Origin of the sequence: Burkholderia sp. RF2-non_BP3, assembly GCF_001522185.1 — a bacterium.
Classification (GTDB): Bacteria; Pseudomonadota; Gammaproteobacteria; order Burkholderiales; family Burkholderiaceae; genus Burkholderia; species Burkholderia diffusa.
Window position 1 is genome coordinate 217,520 of sequence record NZ_LOSU01000023.1, and the last position, 18,932, is coordinate 236,451.

Sequence of the window (18,932 nt, forward strand, 5' to 3'; positions counted from 1 at the left end):
ACTGAAGCATAATGAATCCTCGTCAATCCACCACGCGCGAGCGACGTACCAGACCATCGTCATGAGCGAAAACACGCCTTCCCCGGCCGGTCTGCCCGGCACCTCTTCCGCTTCCACCGATTCCCCCCGTTCCAGTCCGGCGCATACGCCGGAGGCGCCCGCCACACGGGCTGCCGCCGCGCAGATCGTCGCGGCGGACGGCGCGTCGCCGGTCACGGCGGCGTCCGAGCCGGGCGCCGCGGGCACGACAGGCGCTGCCGCAGAAGGCCGTGCAGTGCCGCCGAAACCCGGTGCCGCGCCGCCCGGTTTCGGCGCGCAGCCCGATTTCGACACGCCGCGTCCGCCGCCCGCGAGCGCGCAGAACACGCCGCCCGCGTACCTGAAGCAAAGCGACACGCCGTGGTCGGTGTTCGGCCGGATCGTCGCGGCGCGCGCACGCCGGATCTTCGATCGCGCCGGCCAGCGGATCACGCAGCGCACGCTGCGCATCGGCGTGTCGGCGCGGATCTTCCATCCGGAGCCGGGCGCGAAGGGGCTGCGCGGCAAGACGCTGCAGTATCTCGAGGAATCGATCGCGCACTGGGTGATGTCGCGCGACGTGCTCGTGTTCATGATCCCGACGGTCGGTCACCAAGGCATGCTGCATCCGAGCAACATCCGCCTGCGCGACTACGCGAAGCATCTCGACGGCCTGCTGCTGCAAGGCGGCGCCGACGTGTCGCCGCAAACCTACGCGGCGTCGGATGCGCGCCCCGAATGGCCGGGCGACCGCGTGCGCGACATGTACGAGCTCGAGCTGTTTCACGAGTTCGTCGAGTCCGGCAAGCCGGTGCTCGGCGTGTGCCGCGGCGCCCAGTTGATCAACGTCGCGTTCGGCGGGTCGCTGTACCAGGACATCGCGACGGACGTGCCGACCGCGAATGCGCACGTGAGCGAGCATTACGACCAGCATCGCCACGCCATCCGCTTCCCCGACTCGTCGACGCTCGCGAGCATGTTCCCCGGGCGCAGCGAAGCGATCGTGAACTCGATCCACCATCAGGCGATCCGCGATCTCGGCCGCGATCTGAACATCGAGGCCGTGTCGGCCGGCGACGGGATCATCGAAGGCATTCGCTACCGGCGTGCGCCGTTCGTCGTCGGCGTGCAATGGCACCCGGAGTTTCATCGTGCCGGCGGCTCCGAGTTGCTCGACTGCACGCCGCTGCTCGATGCGTTCCTGCGCGCCGCCCGCGAGACCCGCCTGTAACCCGTTCTGGTATTGCCGCGCAGGAAAGCCGGCCGCATCCCGATAAATTCGAGATGCGGCCGTTTCGTTTTGAACGATAATCGCGACTCCCGATTCGTTCGACGGAGTCTGACGTTGGCCTTCCGAGATTTTTCCCCTGCACGATGCGCGACGTGGATCGTTGCGCTGGCCGCCTGCGCGCACGCGGGCGCGGCGTGGTCCGACGCGACCGCGCCGGTCGCGGGCACGCGCCCCGCGGTGACGAGCCTGAGCGGCGATGCGGCGACCGCGACGCCGGCGTCCGCCACGGAGGCCGCCGCGCAAGGCAACGTCGCCGAACTCACGCAGATGCTGCATGACGGACGAATCGTCGAGATGCGCACCACCTACAACGGCAGCTATGGCGCAAGCCTGATGTTCGATCCGCGCGAGATGACGTATTACGTCGCGCTGTTTCAGGACAAGCATCTGTGGCGCGTGATCAAGTCGCAGGAGAAGAACCGCGCGGAGATGGTGTACGCGAACTTCGTCCAGCAGACGGCGCAGCTCGCGGATGTCGAAATTCGTCGCACCGAACTCCAGGCGCAGAAGACGTTCCTCGAACGCGTGATCGCGCTGCAGGCGAATCGCGCGCAGCAACTGCAGGCCGATCTGAATATCGCGCGCGGCCAGCAGGCCGAAGTCGCGCAGCGGCAGAAGGCGGCGCAGGAGCAGACGCAGGCGCTGCAGATCGAGAAGCGGGCCGCGCAGGTGCAGTTGCGTGATCTGCAGGAGCAGGTACGGCAACTCGAACGGCAGTCCGAAACGGGATTGCCCGCGCACAAGTGACGATTCGGTCCGATGGACCGACGGACGGACGAAAACCCGGCGAAGCCTGCTTCGCCGGGTTTTTTGTTGGGCGCTGTCAGCGGGTGAGCATATCCGGTACGTCGGTCAGGCGGCGGTGGGACAGTTGCGCTGTCCAGTCGAAGCCGGCGACGGGCGCATGGGCCGCCGGTGCCGGGCGATCGGCCTGCAGCGCGTTCGCCATCGCGATAAGCGTGAGCGGATCGTCGAGCGGGTCGTGGGGGACTCCGGGATGCGCAGGCGAACCGACGCGATCGGGCGTCGGCGTGCGCGACGCGTGGTGAGTGACTGACGGGCGGGCGGTGACTCGCGGCGCGGAAGGTGCGTGCACGCGTGCCGTTGCCGTGCGCCTGTTGTCCGAACGATGCGGCGTTGGCGGCGCGGCAGTGGCGACGCGCTGAACGTTCGGTGTCGTGTCGGGGCGGCGCGGCGCTGGCTTGGTCGCCGCGTCGCGTGCGACGGGCAACGCCGCGGCAGGCGTCGCAACCTGCCGTGCCGCGACGCGCTGAGCCGGCGCGATGGTCGGCGTGGCGGGCGCCACCGCGGTCGTTGGCACGGCAACCATGGACTGCACGGGATGCGCCGGCACGACGCCAACGGTCTGAATCGCAGGCGCACGCGCGAAACCCGGGAACGGCTCGTGCGCGGCGATCAGCCAGCCGATGATGCCGAGTGCGCCAATGCTCCAGCAGGCGGCGTGCCGCGCACGCCGGTCATGCGCGCGACCGGCGGCATGCTCGATGTGCTGGCCGGCGGCGCGCGCCGCAACGGCCGCTACACCGGCGGACACAGGGCGCGCGGCGGGCGGCGATTGCCAGCGGCACGTGCGATGCGGTGCTTCGACGTCGATGCACGAGGTCTTCAGGACGGCAGCACAGCGCGTGCCGAGGCGGGTGCCGGGCGCGCCGCGGAACGTCCATTCACGGCCGAACGGCGGCACGCCGTCGAGGGGCGCGACACGAGGGCGGGCAAACGGACCTTCGACGGGAACGAGAGGCGTTGGGATCATGAGGGCGGTACGCGGTGCGACACGGGCGACGATGCCGGCAGCGGCGCGAATAGCGTGGCGAGTCGTGACATTGTGGTGAGTCGCCGGCGACCTGTCGATCAGACCGATCTGATTTTCATGCGTTTTTCGAGGCGATTCGTACGAGACGAACGCGGCGACGTTGATCGCGGCCCCGGCCCCAAGGCAATTGTCGGCTTCGCGTGGCATCATTTGCCGACCATGCCGGCGTGCACATCGTTGCGCGGCGTGCCGCCGGCTGGCAACGATGTTCGTGCGCGCCGGTCCGGCGCCACACGCATCGTCGGATCCCTACGGCGCCGATGTCGCGCCATCCGCGCCGAGAGAGAACAACATGTCCACAGCAACACACGCCGTCGTCCAGGAATCGAAGGTTCGTACCGTGTTCCGGGTCGTCAGCGGCAACTTCCTGGAAATGTACGACTTCATGGTCTACGGGTATTACGCGTCGGCCATCGCGAAAACCTATTTTCCGAGCGGCAACGCGTTCGCATCGCTGATGCTGTCGCTATCCGTGTTCGGCGCGGGCTTCCTGATGCGCCCGGTCGGCGCGATCGTGCTCGGCGCATACATCGACCACCACGGCCGCCGCAAGGGGCTGATCCTGACGCTTGGGCTGATGGCGCTCGGCACGCTCACGGTGGCCACGATACCCGGCTATGCGACGATCGGCGTGCTCGCGCCGGTGCTCGTGCTGCTCGGCCGGTTGCTGCAGGGCTTTTCCGCGGGCGTCGAACTTGGCGGGGTGTCGGTCTACCTGTCGGAAATCGCGACGAAGGGGAACAAGGGGTTCTATACGTCGTGGCAATCGGGCAGCCAGCAGGTGGCGGTCGTGTTCGCCGCGTTCGTCGGCGTGCTGCTGAACCGCGCGCTGCCGGTCGAGGACATGACCGCGTGGGGCTGGCGCATTCCGTTCCTGATCGGCTGTCTGATCGTCCCGTTCCTGTTCCTGATCCGTCGTTCGCTGAAGGAGACCGACGAATTCCTCGCGAAGCGTCATCGTCCGACGATGGGCGAGATCATGCGTTCGATGCTCGAGAACTGGGGTGTCGTGATCGCCGGCATGGGGATGGTGATCATGACGACGGTGTCGTTCTACATGATCACGGCCTACACGCCGACATTCGGCAAGGAAGTGCTGCACCTGTCGTCGCTCGACGCGCTCGTCGTGACCGTCTGCGTCGGCCTGTCCAATCTCGTCTGGCTGCCGTTGTCCGGCGCGCTGTCGGATCGCATCGGCCGCCGCCCGGTGCTGATCGCGTTCACGGTGCTCACGCTGCTGTCGGCCTACCCGGCCGTGCTGTGGCTCGTGGCCGATCCGTCGTTCCTGCGGCTGCTGGCGGTCGAGCTGTGGCTGTCGTTCCTGTACGGCTCGTACAACGGCGCGATGGTCGTCGCGCTGACCGAAGTCATGCCGGCCGACGTGCGCACGGCCGGCTTCTCGCTCGCGTACAGCCTCGCGACGACGATCGGCGGTTTCACGCCGGCGATCTCGACGTTGCTGATCCACCAGACCGGCAACAAGGCGGCCCCGGGGCTGTGGCTGAGCGTCGCCGCGATCTGCGGATTGATCGCGACGCTCGTGCTGTATCGCACGCCCGAGTCGCGCAACCAGTACAAGGCGGCCTGACGCCACCCGCGTCGCGTCACGTCGAATGAAAGGAGCGCGTCGCGCTCCTTTTTTTCATCCGCGCTCGGCCGTGGTCAGGCGTCGCGCAGCGCGCCGGCGACCGCCGTCGCCACGTCGAGCCATTGCCCCGGTGCGGACTGGCGGGCGAGCCGCGCGTGCGGATACCACGGGCAATCGTCGCCGGTAAACCAGCGCCAGTCGGGCGCGAACGGCAGCATGATCCATAGCGGCTTGCCGAGTGCGCCCGCGAGGTGCGCGACCGCCGTGTCGATCGTGACGACGCCGTCGAGCCGTTCGATCAGCGCGGCCGTGTCGGCGAAGTCGTTCAGGCGCCCGTCGAGGCGATGCACGCGCGGATGCGCGTCGACGCGCGCGCGTTCATCTTCGTCGAGCGCCGGCTGCAGCACAACCCAGTCGATGTCCGGCAGCGCGAGCAGCGGCGCGAGCGCGTCGAACGGCATCGAGCGGTTTTCCTGCGCCTGCCGGCGCCCTGACCACGCGAGACCGAACTTGCGCTTCGACTGGCCGCCGAGCGAGCCGCGAAAGCGCCGGTGCGCGCTGTCCGGCGCGTCGAGGTAGCGTTTGCCCGCGACGATGTCGGCCGGCTGCAGGCCGAGCAGGAACGGCAGGCTCATCAGCGTGCACGCGACGTCCGCCGCCAGCGGCTTCGCGGCGCCCTGTGCGACGAGCGTCACGCGCCAGCGTGCCGCGGCCGGCGCGAGCAGCGTGACGAGTTCCGTCTGCACTTCGAGCACGACGCGCGCGCAGCGCGCGCGGGCGAGCGGCACGAAGCGGACGAACTGCAGCGTGTCGCCGAAGCCTTGTTCCGCGCGGATCAGCAGCGTGCGCGACGCAATCGGCTCGCCTTGCCAGCGCGGCAGCGTGCCGAGCGGCGTTGCGCCCGGCGTGTCGTGACGCGTTTCGTATGCGGGCAGGCCGCGCGTGAAGTCGCCCAGCGTCAGCAGCGTGACGGCACGATGCAGGTGCGCGAGTTTGAGGTCGGGAGCGACGCGCAGCGCCTGGTCGTACGCGCGCAGCGCCATCTCGTGCGCGCCGAGTGCGTGATGCGCGTTGCCGAGGTTCAGCCACGCGAGACTGAACGACGGATCGAGGCCGACCGCGCGTTCGTAATAGGGCAGCGCTTCGCGCTGGCGTGCCTGCGCGCACAGCGCGTTCGCGAGCCCGAAAAGGGCGAGCGGGAACGGCGGGTGCAGCGCGAGCGCGGCTTCGAATGCGGCGGCGGCTTCGGCGTGACGGCCGACCGCCTCGAGCGTGTTGCCGAGATTGAAATGCGCGGCGACGAAGCGCGGCTGCGCGGCGATCGCCGCCTGGAAGTGCGCGATTGCGTCGTCGGCCCGGCCCATCGCGTTCAGCGCCATCGCGAGATTGTTGTGCGCGCCGGCATGCCCGGGCCGCAACTCGAGCGCGCGATGGAATGCGGCGAGCGCGTCGTCGTGACGGCCGAGGGCATTCAGCGCGTTGCCGAGGTTGTTGTGGATCGATGCGTCGTCGGGCGTGAGCCGAAGCGCGCGGCCGAACGCGTCGATGGCATCCTCGTGGCGCTGCAGCGCCGCATACGCGTTGCCGAGGTTGTAGTGCGCGAGCGGAAATTCGGGCGCGAGCGTGAGCGCGTTGCGAAAGCGGTCGATCGCTTCGTCGAGTCGGCCGAGCGCCTTCAGCGCGTTGCCGAGATTGAGCTGCAGCGCGGCATCGTTCGGGCGCAGGTCGACCGCACGCCCGACGAGATCGGCCGCCTCGGCATGCTGGCCCTGCTGGTGCCGCAGCACGCCGAACAGATGCAGTGCGTCGGCGTCGGCGGGATTGGTGGCGAGGGCGGTGCGATAGCCGTGCTCGGCCTCGGCGAGGCGGCCCGCGCGGTGCGCGGCATACGCTCGGTCGAATGCGGTATCCATGACGCGAAAACTGACGGAAAGCGCGTATTTTCCCACACTGCGCGGGGGTGCCCCAGATCGGCCGGTCGGCATATGGCCCCGTCACGCGGAGCGGCGTAGACTTGCACAATCGCGTGTCATCGAGGTTCTCATGGCTGACACACTGCTCGATATCCCGCCCGTGCTGATCGTCGGCGCGGGCCCGACCGGCCTTGCCGCCGCGATGGCGCTCGCGCGTGCCCGCGTGCCGGTGCGCATCATCGACCGGCTCGCCGCGCCCGCACCGTATTCGCGCGCGATCGGCATCCAGGCGCGCACGCTCGAACTGCTGGAGCAGCATCGCGCGGTCGAACCGTTTCTCGCGTTGGGCCATCGTGCGCATGCGGCCACACTGCATGCGGACGGCCGCGTGATTGCGCGGCTCGATTTCGATCCACTGCAGACACGCTATCCGTATTTGCTGTTTCTCGACCAGAGCATCACCGAGCGGCTGCTCGCCGAGCACCTGGCCGGGTTCGGCGTGACGGTCGAACGCGGCGTCACGCTGACCGCGTGCGAAGCGGGCGGTACGTCGCTCGATGTGACGATCCGCGGCGCCGACGGTCGTGAACAGGCGTTCGCACCGTCGTACCTGATCGCCGCCGACGGTGCGCACAGCACGGTGCGCCATCTGCTCGGCCTGGGCTTCGCCGGGCATGCGTTCGAGCAGACCTTTCTGCTCGCCGATTTCGCGGCGATACCCGACTGGCCGGACGAGGAGATCCACCTGTTCACGACGCCGGATGGCATCGCGGGGCTGTTTCCGATGGGCGGCGGCCGCTACCGGCTTGTCGCCGACCGGCCGCCCGGCGGCGTCGCACCGCCCGATGCGCGGACCCAGCCGACGCCGACGCTCGACGAATGCGAGGCGATCGTGCGCGCTCGCGTCGGCGCGTCGATCGCGCCGAGCGATCTCGCGTGGTCGGTGTATTTCCGTCTGCATAGCCGGATGGTCGAGCGGCTGCGTCACGGGCGCGTGTTCTTCGCGGGTGATGCCGCGCACGTTCACAGCCCGGCGGGCGCGCAAGGCATGAACACGGGTATCCAGGAAGCGTTCAATCTCGGCTGGAAGCTCGCGCGCGTGCTTGGCGCGGGCACGCCGGAGCGGCTGCTCGACACGTATCACGCGGAGCGCCATCCGATCGAGCGTGACGTATTGCGGCAGACCGGCTTCATCACGCAGATCGTCGAAGCCGACCACGGCGCGATGAAGCTGCTGCGCGATCATGTCGTGCCGCTGCTGGCGTCGTTCGGGCCGGTGCGTGACGCGGTGCGCCGCACCGTCAGCGAGCTCGGTGTGCAATACCGGAAAAGCCCGCTCACGCTCGAACGCGTGCTCGATGGCGGGCCGCGCGCAGGCGAGCGTGCACCCGACGCGCTCGTGCACGTGGTCGACGGGCCGCTCGGCCGGGCGCCCGGGACCGCGCGACTATACGACCTGCACGATCCGGCGAGCTTTACGCTGCTGCTGCTCGAGGAGCCGGCAGGTGCCGACACGGGCGATACGGCCGATGTGCCGCCGATGCCCGCGGACGCGCAGGCGCTCGTGCAGGGGCTGGAGCGGATCATGCCGGGCGCCGTGCGAACCTGGCGCGTCGCCGATGCCGAAAGCGACGGCACGGACGGGCTCGCGCAGGTATACGGCCGTTCGAGGCCGTCGTTCTACCTGCTGCGTCCCGACGGTTACATCGCGGTGCGCGGCCGTACCGCCACCGACGCGACCGCGCTGCTGCGCCATTGCGAAAGCTGGTTCGCGGGCCTGCCGGTGCCCGCGTAGCGGAGCGCTCAGGCGGGGGCCGCCGCCGGCGTGAGCGATGCGCGGTGCGCGGCGATCGCGTCGCGCACGATCGGCGCGGCGCGTTGCGCGGCTTCGCTCGACGGATCGTCGAGCGCGGCGAGTAGCGCGCGTCGCATCCGCGGTTCCCAGAAGCGACGGATGTGTTCGGCGATGCCGGCCAGCGCTTCTTCGCGATCGGGCATCGATTCGAAGAACGCGCCGATCTGGTTGGCCATGTCGATCAGGTGTCCGATGTCCATCGCGTCCTCACTTGCCCGTCGTCGCGGCAGCCGGCGTGGCGGCGCGGCGCTCGAGCAGATCGAGCTGCTCCGAGTTGAAGCGTGCATACGCGCGCTGCCAGTCCGACGGCTGCGCAACCGGCATCACCTGCACGGCCGTGACCTTGTATTCCGGGCAGTTCGTGGCCCAGTCGGAGCTGTCCGTCGTGATCACGTTCGCCCCTGACTCGGGGAAGTGGAACGTCGTGTACACGACACCCGGCTGCATGCGGTCGGACACGAGCGCACGCAGTACCGTCTGGCCGGCCCGCGATTCGATGCCGACCCAGTCGCCGGTCCGGATCCCGCGATCCTCCGCATCGTGCGGATGAATCTCGAGGCGATCCTCTTCGTGCCACCGGACGTTCTCGGTCCGGCGCGTCTGCGCGCCGACGTTGTATTGCGACAGGATGCGGCCCGTGGTCAGGATCAGCGGATAGCGCTGCGTGACCTTTTCGGGCGTCGGAATGTACTGCGTGATCACGAACCGGCCCTTGCCGCGCACGAACGCGTCGATGTGCATCGTCGGCGTGCCGTCCGGTGCAGCTTCGTTGCACGGCCACTGGATGCTGCCGAGCGCGTCGAGTTTCTCGTACGACACGCCGGAGAAGGTCGGCGTGAGCCGCGCGATCTCGTCCATGATTTCCGACGGATGCGTGTAGTGCATGTCGTAGCCGAGCGCCTGCGACAGCAGCAGCGTCACTTCCCAGTCGGCGTAACCCGCGAGCGGCGGCATCACCTTGCGTACGCGCGAGATGCGACGCTCCGCGTTCGTGAACGTGCCGTCCTTCTCGAGGAACGTCGAGCCCGGCAGCAGCACGTGCGCGTATTTCGCGGTTTCGTTCAGGAAGATGTCCTGCACGACGATGCATTCCATCGACGACAGCGCGGCCGCGACGTGCTGCGTGTTCGGGTCCGACTGGACGATGTCCTCGCCCTGGCAGTAAAGCCCCTTGAAGCTGCCGTCGAGCGCCGCGTCGAACATGTTCGGGATGCGCAGCCCCGGTTCCGGTTGCAGCGTGGCCGACCATGCTTCCTCGAACTGGCTGCGCACGATTGCGTCGCTGATGTGCCGGTAGCCGGGCAATTCGTGCGGGAACGAACCCATGTCGCACGAGCCTTGCACGTTGTTCTGGCCGCGCAGCGGATTGACGCCGACGCCTTCGCGGCCGATGTTGCCGGTCGCCATCGCGAGGTTCGCGATGCCCATCACCGTCGTCGAGCCTTGCGCGTGTTCGGTCACGCCGAGGCCGTAGTAGATCGCGGCGTTGCCGCCGGTGGCATAGAGGCGCGCGGCCTCGCGCACCCGTTCGGCCGGTACGCCCGTCACCTCAGCGGTGGCCTCGGGCGAGTTCTCGGCGCGCGACACGAAGTCGCGCCATTGCTCGAACGCACGCGTGTCGCAGCGTTCGGCGACGAATGCATCGGCGACGAGCCCTTCGGTCACGATCACGTGCGCGAGCGCATTGACCATCGCGACGTTGGTGCCGGGGCGCAGCTGCAGGTGGTGCGTGGCCTTCACGTGCGGGCCGTCGACCACGTCGATGCGGCGCGGGTCGATCACGATCAGCTTCGCGCCCTCGCGGATGCGCCGCTTCATGCGCGAGCCGAACACCGGATGACCGTCGGTCGGGTTCGCGCCCATCACGACGATCACGTCGGCCTGGCCGACCGACGAGAAGGTCTGGGTGCCGGCCGATTCGCCGAGCGTCGTCTTCAGGCCATAGCCGGTCGGCGAGTGGCACACGCGTGCGCAGGTGTCGACGTTGTTGTTGCCGAACGCGGCGCGCACAAGCTTCTGCACGAGATAGGTTTCCTCGTTCGTGCAGCGCGACGACGTGATGCCGCCGATCGAATCGCGGCCGTATTTCTGCTGCAGCTTGCGGAATTGCGTCGCCGCGTAGGTCAGCGCCTCTTCCCAGCTGACTTCGCGCCACGGGTCGGTGATCTTCTCGCGGATCATCGGTTTCGTGATGCGGTCCTTGTGCGTTGCGTAGCCCCACGCGAAGCGGCCCTTCACGCACGCGTGGCCTTCGTTCGCGAGGCCGTTCTTGTGCGGCGTCATGCGCACGACCTGCGTGCCCTTCATCTCGGCCTTGAACGAGCAGCCGACGCCGCAGTACGCGCAGGTCGTGACGACCGAGTGCTCGGCCTGCCCGAGCTGGACGACGGATTTCTCCTGCAGCGTGGCGGTCGGGCACGCGGCGACGCAGGCGCCGCACGATACGCAGTCCGACGCCATGAACGATTCGCTTTCGCCGGCGGCGACGCGCGATTCGAAACCGCGTGCGGCGATCGTCAGCGCGAACGTGCCCTGCGTTTCCTCGCATGCGCGCACGCAGCGGTTGCAGACGATGCACTTCGACGGATCGTACGTGAAGTACGGATTCGATTCGTCCTTTTGCTCGCGCAGGTGATTCGCGCCGTCGAAGCCGTAACGCACTTCGCGCAGCCCGACCACGCCCGCCATGTCCTGCAGCTCGCAGTCGCCGTTGGCGGGGCAGGTGAGGCAGTCGAGCGGGTGATCGGAGATGTACAGCTCCATCACGTTGCGGCGCAGCGACTGCAGCCGGTCCGATTGCGTGCGCACCTTCATCCCGGCTTCGGCGGGCGTCGTGCACGATGCCGGATAGCCGCGCCGGCCTTCGATTTCGACCAGGCACAGGCGGCACGAGCCGAACGGTTCGAGCGAATCGGTCGCGCAGAGCTTGGGCACATTGACGCCGGCTTCGATCGCGGCGCGCATCACCGACGTGCCCGCCGGCACCGTCACCGGCTGGCCGTCGATTTCGAGCGTGACGTCGGTATCGGCATGCCGCTGCGGCGTGCCGTAGTCGGTTTCGTCGAACGGATCGCGCACGCGCGCCTGCGCGGCGCTCTTGCACGCGCATTGGCCCGAGCCGCAGCCGCCTTGGCGGACGTTGTTCGTGTCGAGGGACATTCAGGGCTCCTTCTGGGTCAGGCCGCGGCCTTGACCGGACCCGACGCGGCTTGCTTGCCGGCGGCGAGCCCGAAATCTTCGGGGAAATGGTCGAGCGCGGACAGCACCGGGTACGGCGTCATCCCGCCCATCGCGCACAGCGAGCCGGCGAGCATCGTGTCGCACAGGTCGCGCAGCAGCGTGACCTGTCGCTCCGACTTGTCGCCCTGGCGAATGCGTGCGATCGTCTCGACGCCGCGCGTCGATCCGATCCGGCACGGCGTGCACTTGCCGCACGATTCGATCGCGCAGAACTTCATCGCGTATTCGGCGAGTTCCGCGAGATTCGACGTGTCGTCGTGCAGCACGATGCCGCCGTGGCCGACGACCGCGCCGATTGCCGTGTACGCCTCGTAGTCGAGCGGCACGTCCCACTGGTGTTCGGGCAGATAGGTGCCGAGCGGGCCGCCGACCTGGGCGGCGCGCGCAGGCCGGCCGCTTGCCGTGCCGCCGCCGTAGTCGAACATCAGCTCGCGCAGCGTGACGCCGAACGCGAGTTCGACGAGGCCGCCGTAGCGGATGTTGCCCGCGAGCTGGAACGGCAGCGTGCCGCGCGAGCGGCCCATCCCGTAGTCGCGATAGAACGCGGCGCCGCGCGCGAAGATCACCGGCGCGGTCGCGAGCGTGATCACGTTGTTGATCACGGTCGGCTGGCCGAACAGGCCGGCGAGCGCGGGCAGCGGCGGCTTCGCGCGCACGACGCCGCGCTTGCCTTCGAGCGATTCGAGCAGCGCCGTTTCCTCGCCGCACACGTACGAGCCGGCGCCCTTTGCGACGTGCAGGTCGAATACATGCGCGGAGCCGAGCACGCGTTCGCCGAGCCAGCCGGCTTCACGGGCGCGCGCGATCGCGGTTTCCAGTGCCGCAATCGCGTGCGGGTATTCGCTGCGCACGTAGATGTAGCCGAGCGTCGCGCCCGTCGCGATGCCCGCGATGATCATCCCTTCGATCAGGCAGTACGGATCGCTTTCCATGATCAGGCGATCGGAGAACGTGCCCGAATCGCCTTCGTCCGCGTTGCAGACGATGTACTTCTGCGTCGCGCTGGCCTGCCGGACGGTGCGCCATTTGATGCCGGCCGGGAAGGCTGCGCCCCCGCGGCCGCGCAGCCCCGATTCGATCAGCAATTCGCATGCGGCGCCGCCGTCGAGCGCGAGCGCGTTCTTCAGGCCGGCGAGGCCGTCGTGCTTCAGGTAATCGTCGATCGACAGCGGATCGGTCAGGCCAATGCGCGCGAACGTGAGGCGCTGCTGGCGCGCGAGATAGGGCAGGGCGTCGACGAGGCCGACGCCGCTCGGATGCGCGCCGCCGTCGAGCCAGTTCGCGTCGAACAGGGCAGGCACGTCGGCGGCCGACAGGTTCGCGTAGCCGACGCGCCCGGCGGCCGTGCCGACCTCGACGAGCGGCTCGAGCCACAGCAGCCCGCGCGAGCCGTTGCGGATCAGTTCGATCGCGACGCCGCGCCGCTCGGCTTCCGCGACGATCGCGGCGGCGAGGGCGTCGGCGCCGAGCGCCAGCGCGGACGAATCGCGCGGAACGTAGATGCGGGTCGTCATGCGGCCTCCGGGGTGTGGGCGGTCGCGTCGGCGAGCAGGGCGTCGAACTTCTCCGGCGTGACCTTTGCGTGCAGCACGCCGTTGACCGTCATCGACGGCGATTGCGCGCACAGCCCGAGGCAGTAGACCGATTCGAGCGCGACGTCACCCGGCGCGTGCGCGTCGGCGCCATCGCCGTGCGCTGCATCGAACCGGCAACCCGTGCGCGCTTCCGCGTGCGCGGCCAGCGCTTCGCAGCCCATGCTGCGGCACGCCTCGGCGCGGCACATCTGGATCGTCACGCGCGCGGGCGGCGCGGTGCGGAAGTGGTGATAGTAGGTGAGCACGCCGTGCACTTCGGCGCGCGACAGATTCAGCGCCTTCGCGAGCGGCGCGACGCAGCCTGCCGGCACGTAGCCTGCGTCGTCCTGGATCGCATGCAGGATCGCGACGAGCGAGCGGCCGGCACGCGCGTGGCGCTCGACGAGCGCGTCGGGCGCAGGGGAATTCGGGGACATCGGTTATGCTCCTCCAAAGTCTCATATGTGCTTCTAATTCATATAGTGCACATCGGGACTTCGTCCTGATTGATTTTGAGCAACGATAAGCGGAAGATTCCGCAGTCGCAATAGGAAATCGGAGTGCATAATTGATTCGAATCGAATGCGACGCGTATCTGACCGTACGCGACACCGAGGGCCGCACCGCCAGCCTGTCGGATGTCGCCCCGTTGCTGGAGCTCGTGGCCGGTACGGGCAGCATCGCGCAGGCCGCGCAGGCGAAAGGTCTGTCGTATCGGCACGCGTGGGGCATGCTGCGGGCGCTGGAGGCGTGCGTCGGCGGCGAGTTGATCGAGACGGCGCGCGGCAAGGGGTCGACGCTGTCGGAGCTCGGGCAGGCGATTGTCGACGCGCAGCGGCTCGCGCGCAGCCGTCTCGACGGTAACCTGCGCGCGCTGGCGGCCGAGGTGGCGAGCGACCTGAACCGGCGGCTCGCGCAGCGCGACGGCGCCGTGCGCATCCATGCGTCGCACGGCTACGCGGTTGCGACGCTCGTTTCCGCGCTTGTCGATGCGCAGGCCGCCGTCGACATCAAATATCGCGAGAGCGTCGAAGCCGTGCAGGCGCTTGCGCGCGGCGAATGCGAACTGGCCGGTTTTCATCTGCCACGCGGCGCGTTCCGCGAACAGTGCGCGCAGATCTATCGGCCGTGGCTCGACGACGCGCGTCACGTGCTGATTCATCTGACGCGTCGCCAGCAGGGGCTGTTCGTACCGCGGGGCAACCCGAAGCAGGTCGGCGGGCTCGCCGATCTCGCCCGCAACGACATCCGCTTCGTCAACCGGCAGCCGGGGTCGGGCACGCGGATGCTGCTCGATCTTGCATTGCGCGCAATCGGCATCGATCCCGAGCGTATCGACGGCTATGCATCGGCCGAACTCACGCATTCGGCGATCGCCGCGTTCGTCGCGAGCGGGATGGCCGATCTCGGCTTCGGCGTCGAGCCGGCCGCCCATCACTTCGGGCTCGATTTCATCCCGGTCGTCGACGAGGACTATTACTTTGCGTGCGACCGCGCGCAGCTCGATTCGCGACCGCTCGCCGGCGTGCTCGCCTTGCTGCGCGATGCACGCTTCGTCGACCGCGTCGCGCATCTCGACGGCTACGATCCGGCCGCGTGCGGGACGCTGATCGGCATCGCGGAGGGATTCGCCGGTATCGCCGGGGGCGGTATGCCGGACGGCAACGCACGGTAACGGGGACGCGCGCGAACCGCGCTGCAGCAGCGAGGGATTTGCGCTACGCTTGCCGCTTGATCAACGTTCCAACAAGCACGCCGTTCAGGCGTCATCCCGCCATGAAACTATCCGTTCCCTTCTCCGCGGCAGCGTTGACCGCAGGGCTTCTTGTTGCTGTTTCGCCGTTGGCGTTCGCGCAGAATTCACCGGGCGTGCCCGGCGGGATCCTGAGCGAACAGTTCCGCCTGAACGAGCATCCGCAGATGCCGTTCGCGGCGTCTGCGCCGTCGCAGAAATACCAGAGCGGCAAGAAGTCGGCATTGCGCCGCAAGGGCGATTTGGGGGACCCGAACGGCTGCAACCTGAAGTGTCCGATGGACACTCAATAAGCAGGCGCTGACGCGCCGGGTTGTCGACGCCGCGATCGTTTGTCCTGATCGCGCCGATGCCGCGCGGTTCTTTTCGAGCCCCGCAGGGTGTACTGCCTTGCGGGGCTCGTGCTTTGTGGGGCTCGGTTCGGCCTCGCGTGGTGCGATCTTGCGGTGCCGGCCCATGTCTGCATGGATATAGGGTTAACCCGTGTTTTGGGAAGGATGTCTTCCTGAAACCTGCCTTATTCTTAAGCACATGCCTACATAAACTTCGGTTTGTCAGCGATGAACGGGTGTTCACCGCGAAATCAGACAAATCTGGAGGTAGGTCATCATGAAGTCGCTCGTTCAAGCCGTTGTCGTTGCTGCTGCTCTCGTTGCCCCGGTCGTGTCGTTCGCGCAGTCCGGCTCGGCACTCACCCGCGCACAGGTTCGCGCCGAACTGGTTCAGCTTCAGCAGGCCGGTTACAACACCGCCCGCGGCGAAGATCCGCACTATCCGGAAGCGATCCAGGCCGCCACGGCGCGTGTCGCGGAGCAACAGCGCAGCGCGCTCGCCCAGGCGCAAGGCGCCGACGCCAGCGGTTATGGCGCGCAGGTGCAGGGCGCATCGGCATCGGGTTCGCGTGCGATCGGCGTGCGTCCGGCCAGCGCAGAAGAAATGAAGTCGCTGTATCGCGGCAGCTAAGCGGCGCGTCGCCCGGTGAGGCCGTGCTGCGGCGGCGATGATGCGTCGCGTGCCGGGCAAGGGGACCGTCCGCCGCGGTCGATCACCGCGCGGGCGACGTCGAACATCCGTCACCTCCTGCCGCCGGAATGCCGGCGGCATTCCGCCCGGCCCGTTCGAGGCCGGGCGCTTTTTCGGAGGGCGCGGGATGTTCGGCCTCTCCGGCAACAAAAAACCCCGCAGACTCGCGTCGTGCGGGGGTCGTGCGTCAAGCGCGGAATTTGGTGGAGGCGGCGGGAATCGAACCCGCGTCCAGAAGCGCTCCACGACTAGTTCTACATGTTTAGTTCAGTCATTTGATTTAACCGCAGCGACGCGGACGAACACGCTGCACTACGGCGATTCGCTAGATTTTCGACCCTGGCGTCGCGACGCCGACAGGGCTTAACTGACGTAAATGACCTCTGGCGGTATTGCTACCGGTCTTGCGACACTAGCCCGTCAGTGAACTAGGCAGAGGACGGCGGCCGTTAGGCTGCCAGTGCGAACGTATCGTCGTTTGCAGTTACGATTTTCCCATTGATTAACGAGGTGACGGGTCCTCGACATGCCCTAGCCGCTTCACAACCCCTGTCGAAACCAGGTCGCCCCCGCGGATAAGATCGACCATTATAGCCCAACATCGCGCAGCAGTTCGCGCAGTTCCTGCGTCGTGCTGACAAGATGCTGCGCCTGCCAGTCGGCCGGCGCGACGCCGTCACCGCAATAGCCGTACGCGGCCGCGACCGTCGCCATCCCCGCCGCGCTGCCGGCCTGGATGTCGCGAAGATCGTCGCCGACGTAGACGATGCGTTCCGGCGCGAGCGTCATTTGTTCCGCCGCATGCAACAGCGGGGCCGGATGCGGTTTCGAGTGCGGCGTTGTGTCGCCCCCGACGATGCAGGCCGCGCGCGGCGCGAGGCCGAGCAAGTCGGCGAGCGGCGCGGTGAGGCGCATCGCCTTGTTCGTGACGATGCCCCAGCGCACGCCGCGCGCATCGAGTTCGTCGAGCACGTCGCCGATGCCGGGGAACAGCACCGTGTGCACGCAGATGTCGGTCGCGTAATTGGCCAGGAACTCGTCGCGCATCGCGTCGTAGCCGGGCGATTGCGGGTCGATGCCGAATGCTCCGCCGAGCAGGCCGCGCGCGCCGGCCGATGCCAGAGGCCGCAGCACGTCGAGCGACGTTTCGGGCAGGCCGCGCACGCGCTGCATCTTGTGGACTGCAGCGGCGAGATCGGGCGCCGTGTCGGCGAGCGTGCCGTCGAGGTCGAACAGCACGGCATCGCAGTGCAGCAGGCGCGGCGCGTCGAATGCAGGCCGCTCGGTCGAAAGGGGAATCGTCATGCCGGTCGGAGGGTCACGCGCCGCGGCGGCACGCGACGAGATAGTTGATATCGGTGTCGTTCGACAGCGCGAAGCGCTTGCCGATCGGGTGATAGGTAATGCCCTTGATCTCCACGATGTGCAGATCGGTCCCGCGAATGAAGCTTGCCAGTTCCGACGGGCGGATGAAGCGCGCGTAGTCGTGCGTGCCTTTCGGCAGCATCTGCGCGATGTACTCGGCGCCGATCACCGCGAACAGGTAGGACTTCAGGTTGCGGTTCAGCGTGGAGAAGAACACCCAGCCACCCGGCTTCACGAGCGTCGCGCACGCGGCGACGACGCCGGCCGGCGACGGCACGTGCTCGAGCATCTCCATGCAGGTGACGACGTCGTAAGTGCCCGGCTCGCGTTCGGCGATCGCTTCGGCGGCGATCGCCTCGTAGTCGACCGTGATGCCGCTTTCGAGGCTGTGCAGGTCGGCGACCCCGAGCGCTTCGGTCGACAGGTCGATGCCTTTCACCTGGGCACCGAGCCCGGCCATCGATTCGGACAGGATGCCGCCGCCGCAGCCGATATCGAGTGCGCGCTTGCCGGCGAGGTGCGCATGCGAATCGATCCAGCCGAGCCGGACCGGATTCAGGTCGTGCAAGGGTTTGAATTCGGCATTCGGGTCCCACCACCGATGGGCGAGGTCGCTGAATTTCTGGAGTTCGTGCGGATCGGCGTTGGTCATGTCGGCAAACGGGCTACGGAAGGAGGGCGGTGCGTCGGTACGTCAGCCCCGAGTATATAAGGGCGCGCACAACGAGGCCAGCGAGCGCCGGGACGGGCGTCAAAGAAAAAGCCCCGCCGGAGCGGGGCTTTGAAGCAGTCGAAAACCGCGGCTTACTGCGCCGGAACGGTCGTCTTCTGGACTTCTTGCGTACCGACCACTTCGACTTCCACGCGGCGGTCCGGTGCGAGGCAGGCGATCAGTTGCTTGCGGTTCTTCTGGTTGCAGCCGGTCGTGACCGGGTTGCGCTTGCCCTTGCCTTCCGTGTAGATCTTGTTGGCCGGGACACCCTTGCTGACCAGGTACGACTTGACGGCTTGCGCGCGGCGCAGCGACAGACGGTCGTTGTACTTGTCCGAACCGATGCGGTCCGTGTAGCCCGTAGCGACGACCACTTCCGTGTTCATGCCCTGGATCTTCGAAGCCAGTTCGTCCAGCTTTTGCTTGCCCAGCGGCTTGAGCGTTGCCTTGTCGAAGTCGAACAGTGCGTCGGCTTGGTACGTGATCTTCTGGCTCGTGATGGCCGGAGCAACCGGAGCGACCGGCGGCTGCGGTGCCTGGGCGACCAGTGCGCCATCGCACTTCGCGTTGGCGGTGGCCGGCGTCCAGAACGCGTCACGCCAGCAGAGCTCGTTCGTGCCGTTCATCCACACCCATTCGCCCGTGCCGTTCACCCAGTTGTCGTTGACGGCTTGACGCGACGCCGGCACCGACTGTGCCGAAGCGGATGCAGCCATAACTGCGGTAGCTGCAATGAACGCGAGCTTTGAAAGTTTATTCATATTTC

Annotated in this window: 16 protein-coding genes and 1 other RNA gene; 7 read left to right on the plus strand and 10 right to left on the minus strand. The window is 67.8% G+C overall.

Translation table 11 applies throughout. The features are described 5' to 3' along the window. The first annotated feature begins 61 nt into the window (after positions 1-61). On the plus strand, positions 62-1,249 hold the full coding sequence (locus WS45_RS09155; protein WP_059699470.1) for a gamma-glutamyl-gamma-aminobutyrate hydrolase family protein: 1,188 nt from the start codon (positions 62-64) through the stop codon (positions 1,247-1,249). A 114-nt stretch (positions 1,250-1,363) separates the two neighbouring features. Next, complete coding sequence (locus WS45_RS09160) at positions 1,364-2,056, plus strand: DUF2968 domain-containing protein (protein ID WP_059699472.1); 693 nt, start codon at positions 1,364-1,366, stop codon at positions 2,054-2,056. 76 nt (positions 2,057-2,132) lie between these two features. Here WS45_RS09160 and WS45_RS09165 read toward each other — a convergent pair whose 3' ends face one another. Further along, positions 2,133-3,293 carry a hypothetical protein gene (locus WS45_RS09165; RefSeq protein WP_257140327.1) on the minus strand — a complete coding sequence of 387 codons (1,161 nt, stop codon included), beginning with the start codon at positions 3,291-3,293 and terminating at the stop codon, positions 2,133-2,135. Between the two features lie 142 nt (positions 3,294-3,435). Between WS45_RS09165 and WS45_RS09170 the strand changes: the two genes are divergently transcribed. Next, positions 3,436-4,731, plus strand: coding sequence for an MFS transporter (locus tag WS45_RS09170; protein WP_059699522.1), 1,296 nt, complete (start codon positions 3,436-3,438; stop codon positions 4,729-4,731). A 74-nt stretch (positions 4,732-4,805) separates the two neighbouring features. Here the strand turns inward: WS45_RS09170 and WS45_RS09175 are convergent, their stop codons facing one another. Continuing rightward, positions 4,806-6,644 (minus strand): tetratricopeptide repeat protein, encoded by a 1,839-nt coding sequence (locus tag WS45_RS09175; RefSeq protein ID WP_441294165.1) that lies wholly within the window; start codon positions 6,642-6,644, stop codon positions 4,806-4,808. Between the two features lie 130 nt (positions 6,645-6,774). Between WS45_RS09175 and WS45_RS09180 the strand changes: the two genes are divergently transcribed. Continuing rightward, positions 6,775-8,439: an FAD-dependent monooxygenase gene (locus WS45_RS09180; RefSeq protein ID WP_059699478.1), complete on the plus strand. Its 1,665-nt coding sequence runs from the start codon at positions 6,775-6,777 to the stop codon at positions 8,437-8,439. Positions 8,440-8,447: 8 nt separating this feature from the next. Here WS45_RS09180 and WS45_RS09185 read toward each other — a convergent pair whose 3' ends face one another. From WS45_RS09185 to WS45_RS09200, 4 genes are read right to left on the minus strand one after another with little or no spacing between them, the layout of a single operon-like run. Next, on the minus strand, positions 8,448-8,699 hold the full coding sequence (locus tag WS45_RS09185) for a formate dehydrogenase subunit delta (protein WP_059699480.1): 252 nt from the start codon (positions 8,697-8,699) through the stop codon (positions 8,448-8,450). Between the two features lie 7 nt (positions 8,700-8,706). After that, positions 8,707-11,658: a formate dehydrogenase subunit alpha gene (fdhF, locus tag WS45_RS09190; protein ID WP_059699482.1), complete on the minus strand. Its 2,952-nt coding sequence runs from the start codon at positions 11,656-11,658 to the stop codon at positions 8,707-8,709. A 17-nt stretch (positions 11,659-11,675) separates the two neighbouring features. Continuing rightward, positions 11,676-13,253, minus strand: coding sequence for a formate dehydrogenase beta subunit (locus WS45_RS09195; RefSeq protein WP_059699484.1), 1,578 nt, complete (start codon positions 13,251-13,253; stop codon positions 11,676-11,678). After that, positions 13,250-13,750, minus strand: coding sequence for an NAD(P)H-dependent oxidoreductase subunit E (locus tag WS45_RS09200; RefSeq protein ID WP_059530037.1), 501 nt, complete (start codon positions 13,748-13,750; stop codon positions 13,250-13,252). Before WS45_RS09200 ends, WS45_RS09195 begins: the two co-directional genes overlap by 4 nt. Before the next feature lie 131 nt (positions 13,751-13,881). Here WS45_RS09200 and WS45_RS09205 point away from each other — a divergent pair, with 131 nt between their 5' ends. The 3 genes from WS45_RS09205 to WS45_RS09215 all read left to right on the plus strand — a co-directional run bounded on the left by WS45_RS09205 (position 13,882) and on the right by WS45_RS09215 (position 16,029). Beyond that, on the plus strand, positions 13,882-14,988 hold the full coding sequence (locus WS45_RS09205; RefSeq protein ID WP_059699486.1) for a substrate-binding domain-containing protein: 1,107 nt from the start codon (positions 13,882-13,884) through the stop codon (positions 14,986-14,988). Positions 14,989-15,089: 101 nt separating this feature from the next. Continuing rightward, positions 15,090-15,359 carry a hypothetical protein gene (locus tag WS45_RS09210; RefSeq protein WP_059530032.1) on the plus strand — a complete coding sequence of 90 codons (270 nt, stop codon included), beginning with the start codon at positions 15,090-15,092 and terminating at the stop codon, positions 15,357-15,359. Positions 15,360-15,675: 316 nt separating this feature from the next. Continuing rightward, entirely contained in the window at positions 15,676-16,029 is a 354-nt protein-coding gene (locus tag WS45_RS09215) for a DUF4148 domain-containing protein (protein ID WP_059699488.1), read from the plus strand. A gap of 261 nt (positions 16,030-16,290) precedes the next feature. On the opposite strand, the gene ssrA is transcribed toward WS45_RS09215, so the two are convergent. The 4 genes from ssrA to ompA all read right to left on the minus strand — a co-directional run bounded on the left by ssrA (position 16,291) and on the right by ompA (position 18,927). Continuing rightward, positions 16,291-16,660: a transfer-messenger RNA gene (gene ssrA / locus WS45_RS09220) on the minus strand. Positions 16,661-16,677: 17 nt separating this feature from the next. Next, entirely contained in the window at positions 16,678-17,394 is a 717-nt protein-coding gene (gph, locus tag WS45_RS09225; protein ID WP_059530027.1) for a phosphoglycolate phosphatase, read from the minus strand. A 13-nt stretch (positions 17,395-17,407) separates the two neighbouring features. After that, positions 17,408-18,106: a bifunctional 2-polyprenyl-6-hydroxyphenol methylase/3-demethylubiquinol 3-O-methyltransferase UbiG gene (ubiG, locus tag WS45_RS09230; protein ID WP_059530025.1), complete on the minus strand. Its 699-nt coding sequence runs from the start codon at positions 18,104-18,106 to the stop codon at positions 17,408-17,410. A gap of 152 nt (positions 18,107-18,258) precedes the next feature. Then, positions 18,259-18,927: an outer membrane protein OmpA gene (gene ompA / locus WS45_RS09235; protein WP_006400736.1), complete on the minus strand. Its 669-nt coding sequence runs from the start codon at positions 18,925-18,927 to the stop codon at positions 18,259-18,261. Between the last annotated feature and the right edge of the window lie 5 nt (positions 18,928-18,932).

Excerpts from the sequence above, each read along its gene's own strand:
- WS45_RS09185 (WP_059699480.1), bottom strand. The coding sequence starts at position 8,699 with ATGGACATCGGACACCTGATCGACATGGCCAACCAGATCGGCGCGTTC.
- WS45_RS09195 (WP_059699484.1), bottom strand. The coding sequence starts at position 13,253 with ATGACGACCCGCATCTACGTTCCGCGCGATTCGTCCGCGCTGGCGCTC.
- gph (WP_059530027.1), bottom strand. The coding sequence starts at position 17,394 with ATGACGATTCCCCTTTCGACCGAGCGGCCTGCATTCGACGCGCCGCGC.
- WS45_RS09170 (WP_059699522.1), top strand. The coding sequence starts at position 3,436 with ATGTCCACAGCAACACACGCCGTCGTCCAGGAATCGAAGGTTCGTACC.
- WS45_RS09180 (WP_059699478.1), top strand. The coding sequence starts at position 6,775 with ATGGCTGACACACTGCTCGATATCCCGCCCGTGCTGATCGTCGGCGCG.
- ubiG (WP_059530025.1), bottom strand. The coding sequence starts at position 18,106 with ATGACCAACGCCGATCCGCACGAACTCCAGAAATTCAGCGACCTCGCC.
- WS45_RS09215 (WP_059699488.1), top strand. The coding sequence starts at position 15,676 with ATGAAGTCGCTCGTTCAAGCCGTTGTCGTTGCTGCTGCTCTCGTTGCC.
- WS45_RS09155 (WP_059699470.1), top strand. The coding sequence starts at position 62 with ATGAGCGAAAACACGCCTTCCCCGGCCGGTCTGCCCGGCACCTCTTCC.
- WS45_RS09165 (WP_257140327.1), bottom strand. The coding sequence starts at position 3,293 with ATGATGCCACGCGAAGCCGACAATTGCCTTGGGGCCGGGGCCGCGATC.
- WS45_RS09175 (WP_441294165.1), bottom strand. The coding sequence starts at position 6,644 with ATGGATACCGCATTCGACCGAGCGTATGCCGCGCACCGCGCGGGCCGC.
- WS45_RS09200 (WP_059530037.1), bottom strand. The coding sequence starts at position 13,750 with ATGTCCCCGAATTCCCCTGCGCCCGACGCGCTCGTCGAGCGCCACGCG.
- WS45_RS09210 (WP_059530032.1), top strand. The coding sequence starts at position 15,090 with ATGAAACTATCCGTTCCCTTCTCCGCGGCAGCGTTGACCGCAGGGCTT.
- fdhF (WP_059699482.1), bottom strand. The coding sequence starts at position 11,658 with ATGTCCCTCGACACGAACAACGTCCGCCAAGGCGGCTGCGGCTCGGGC.
- ompA (WP_006400736.1), bottom strand. The coding sequence starts at position 18,927 with ATGAATAAACTTTCAAAGCTCGCGTTCATTGCAGCTACCGCAGTTATG.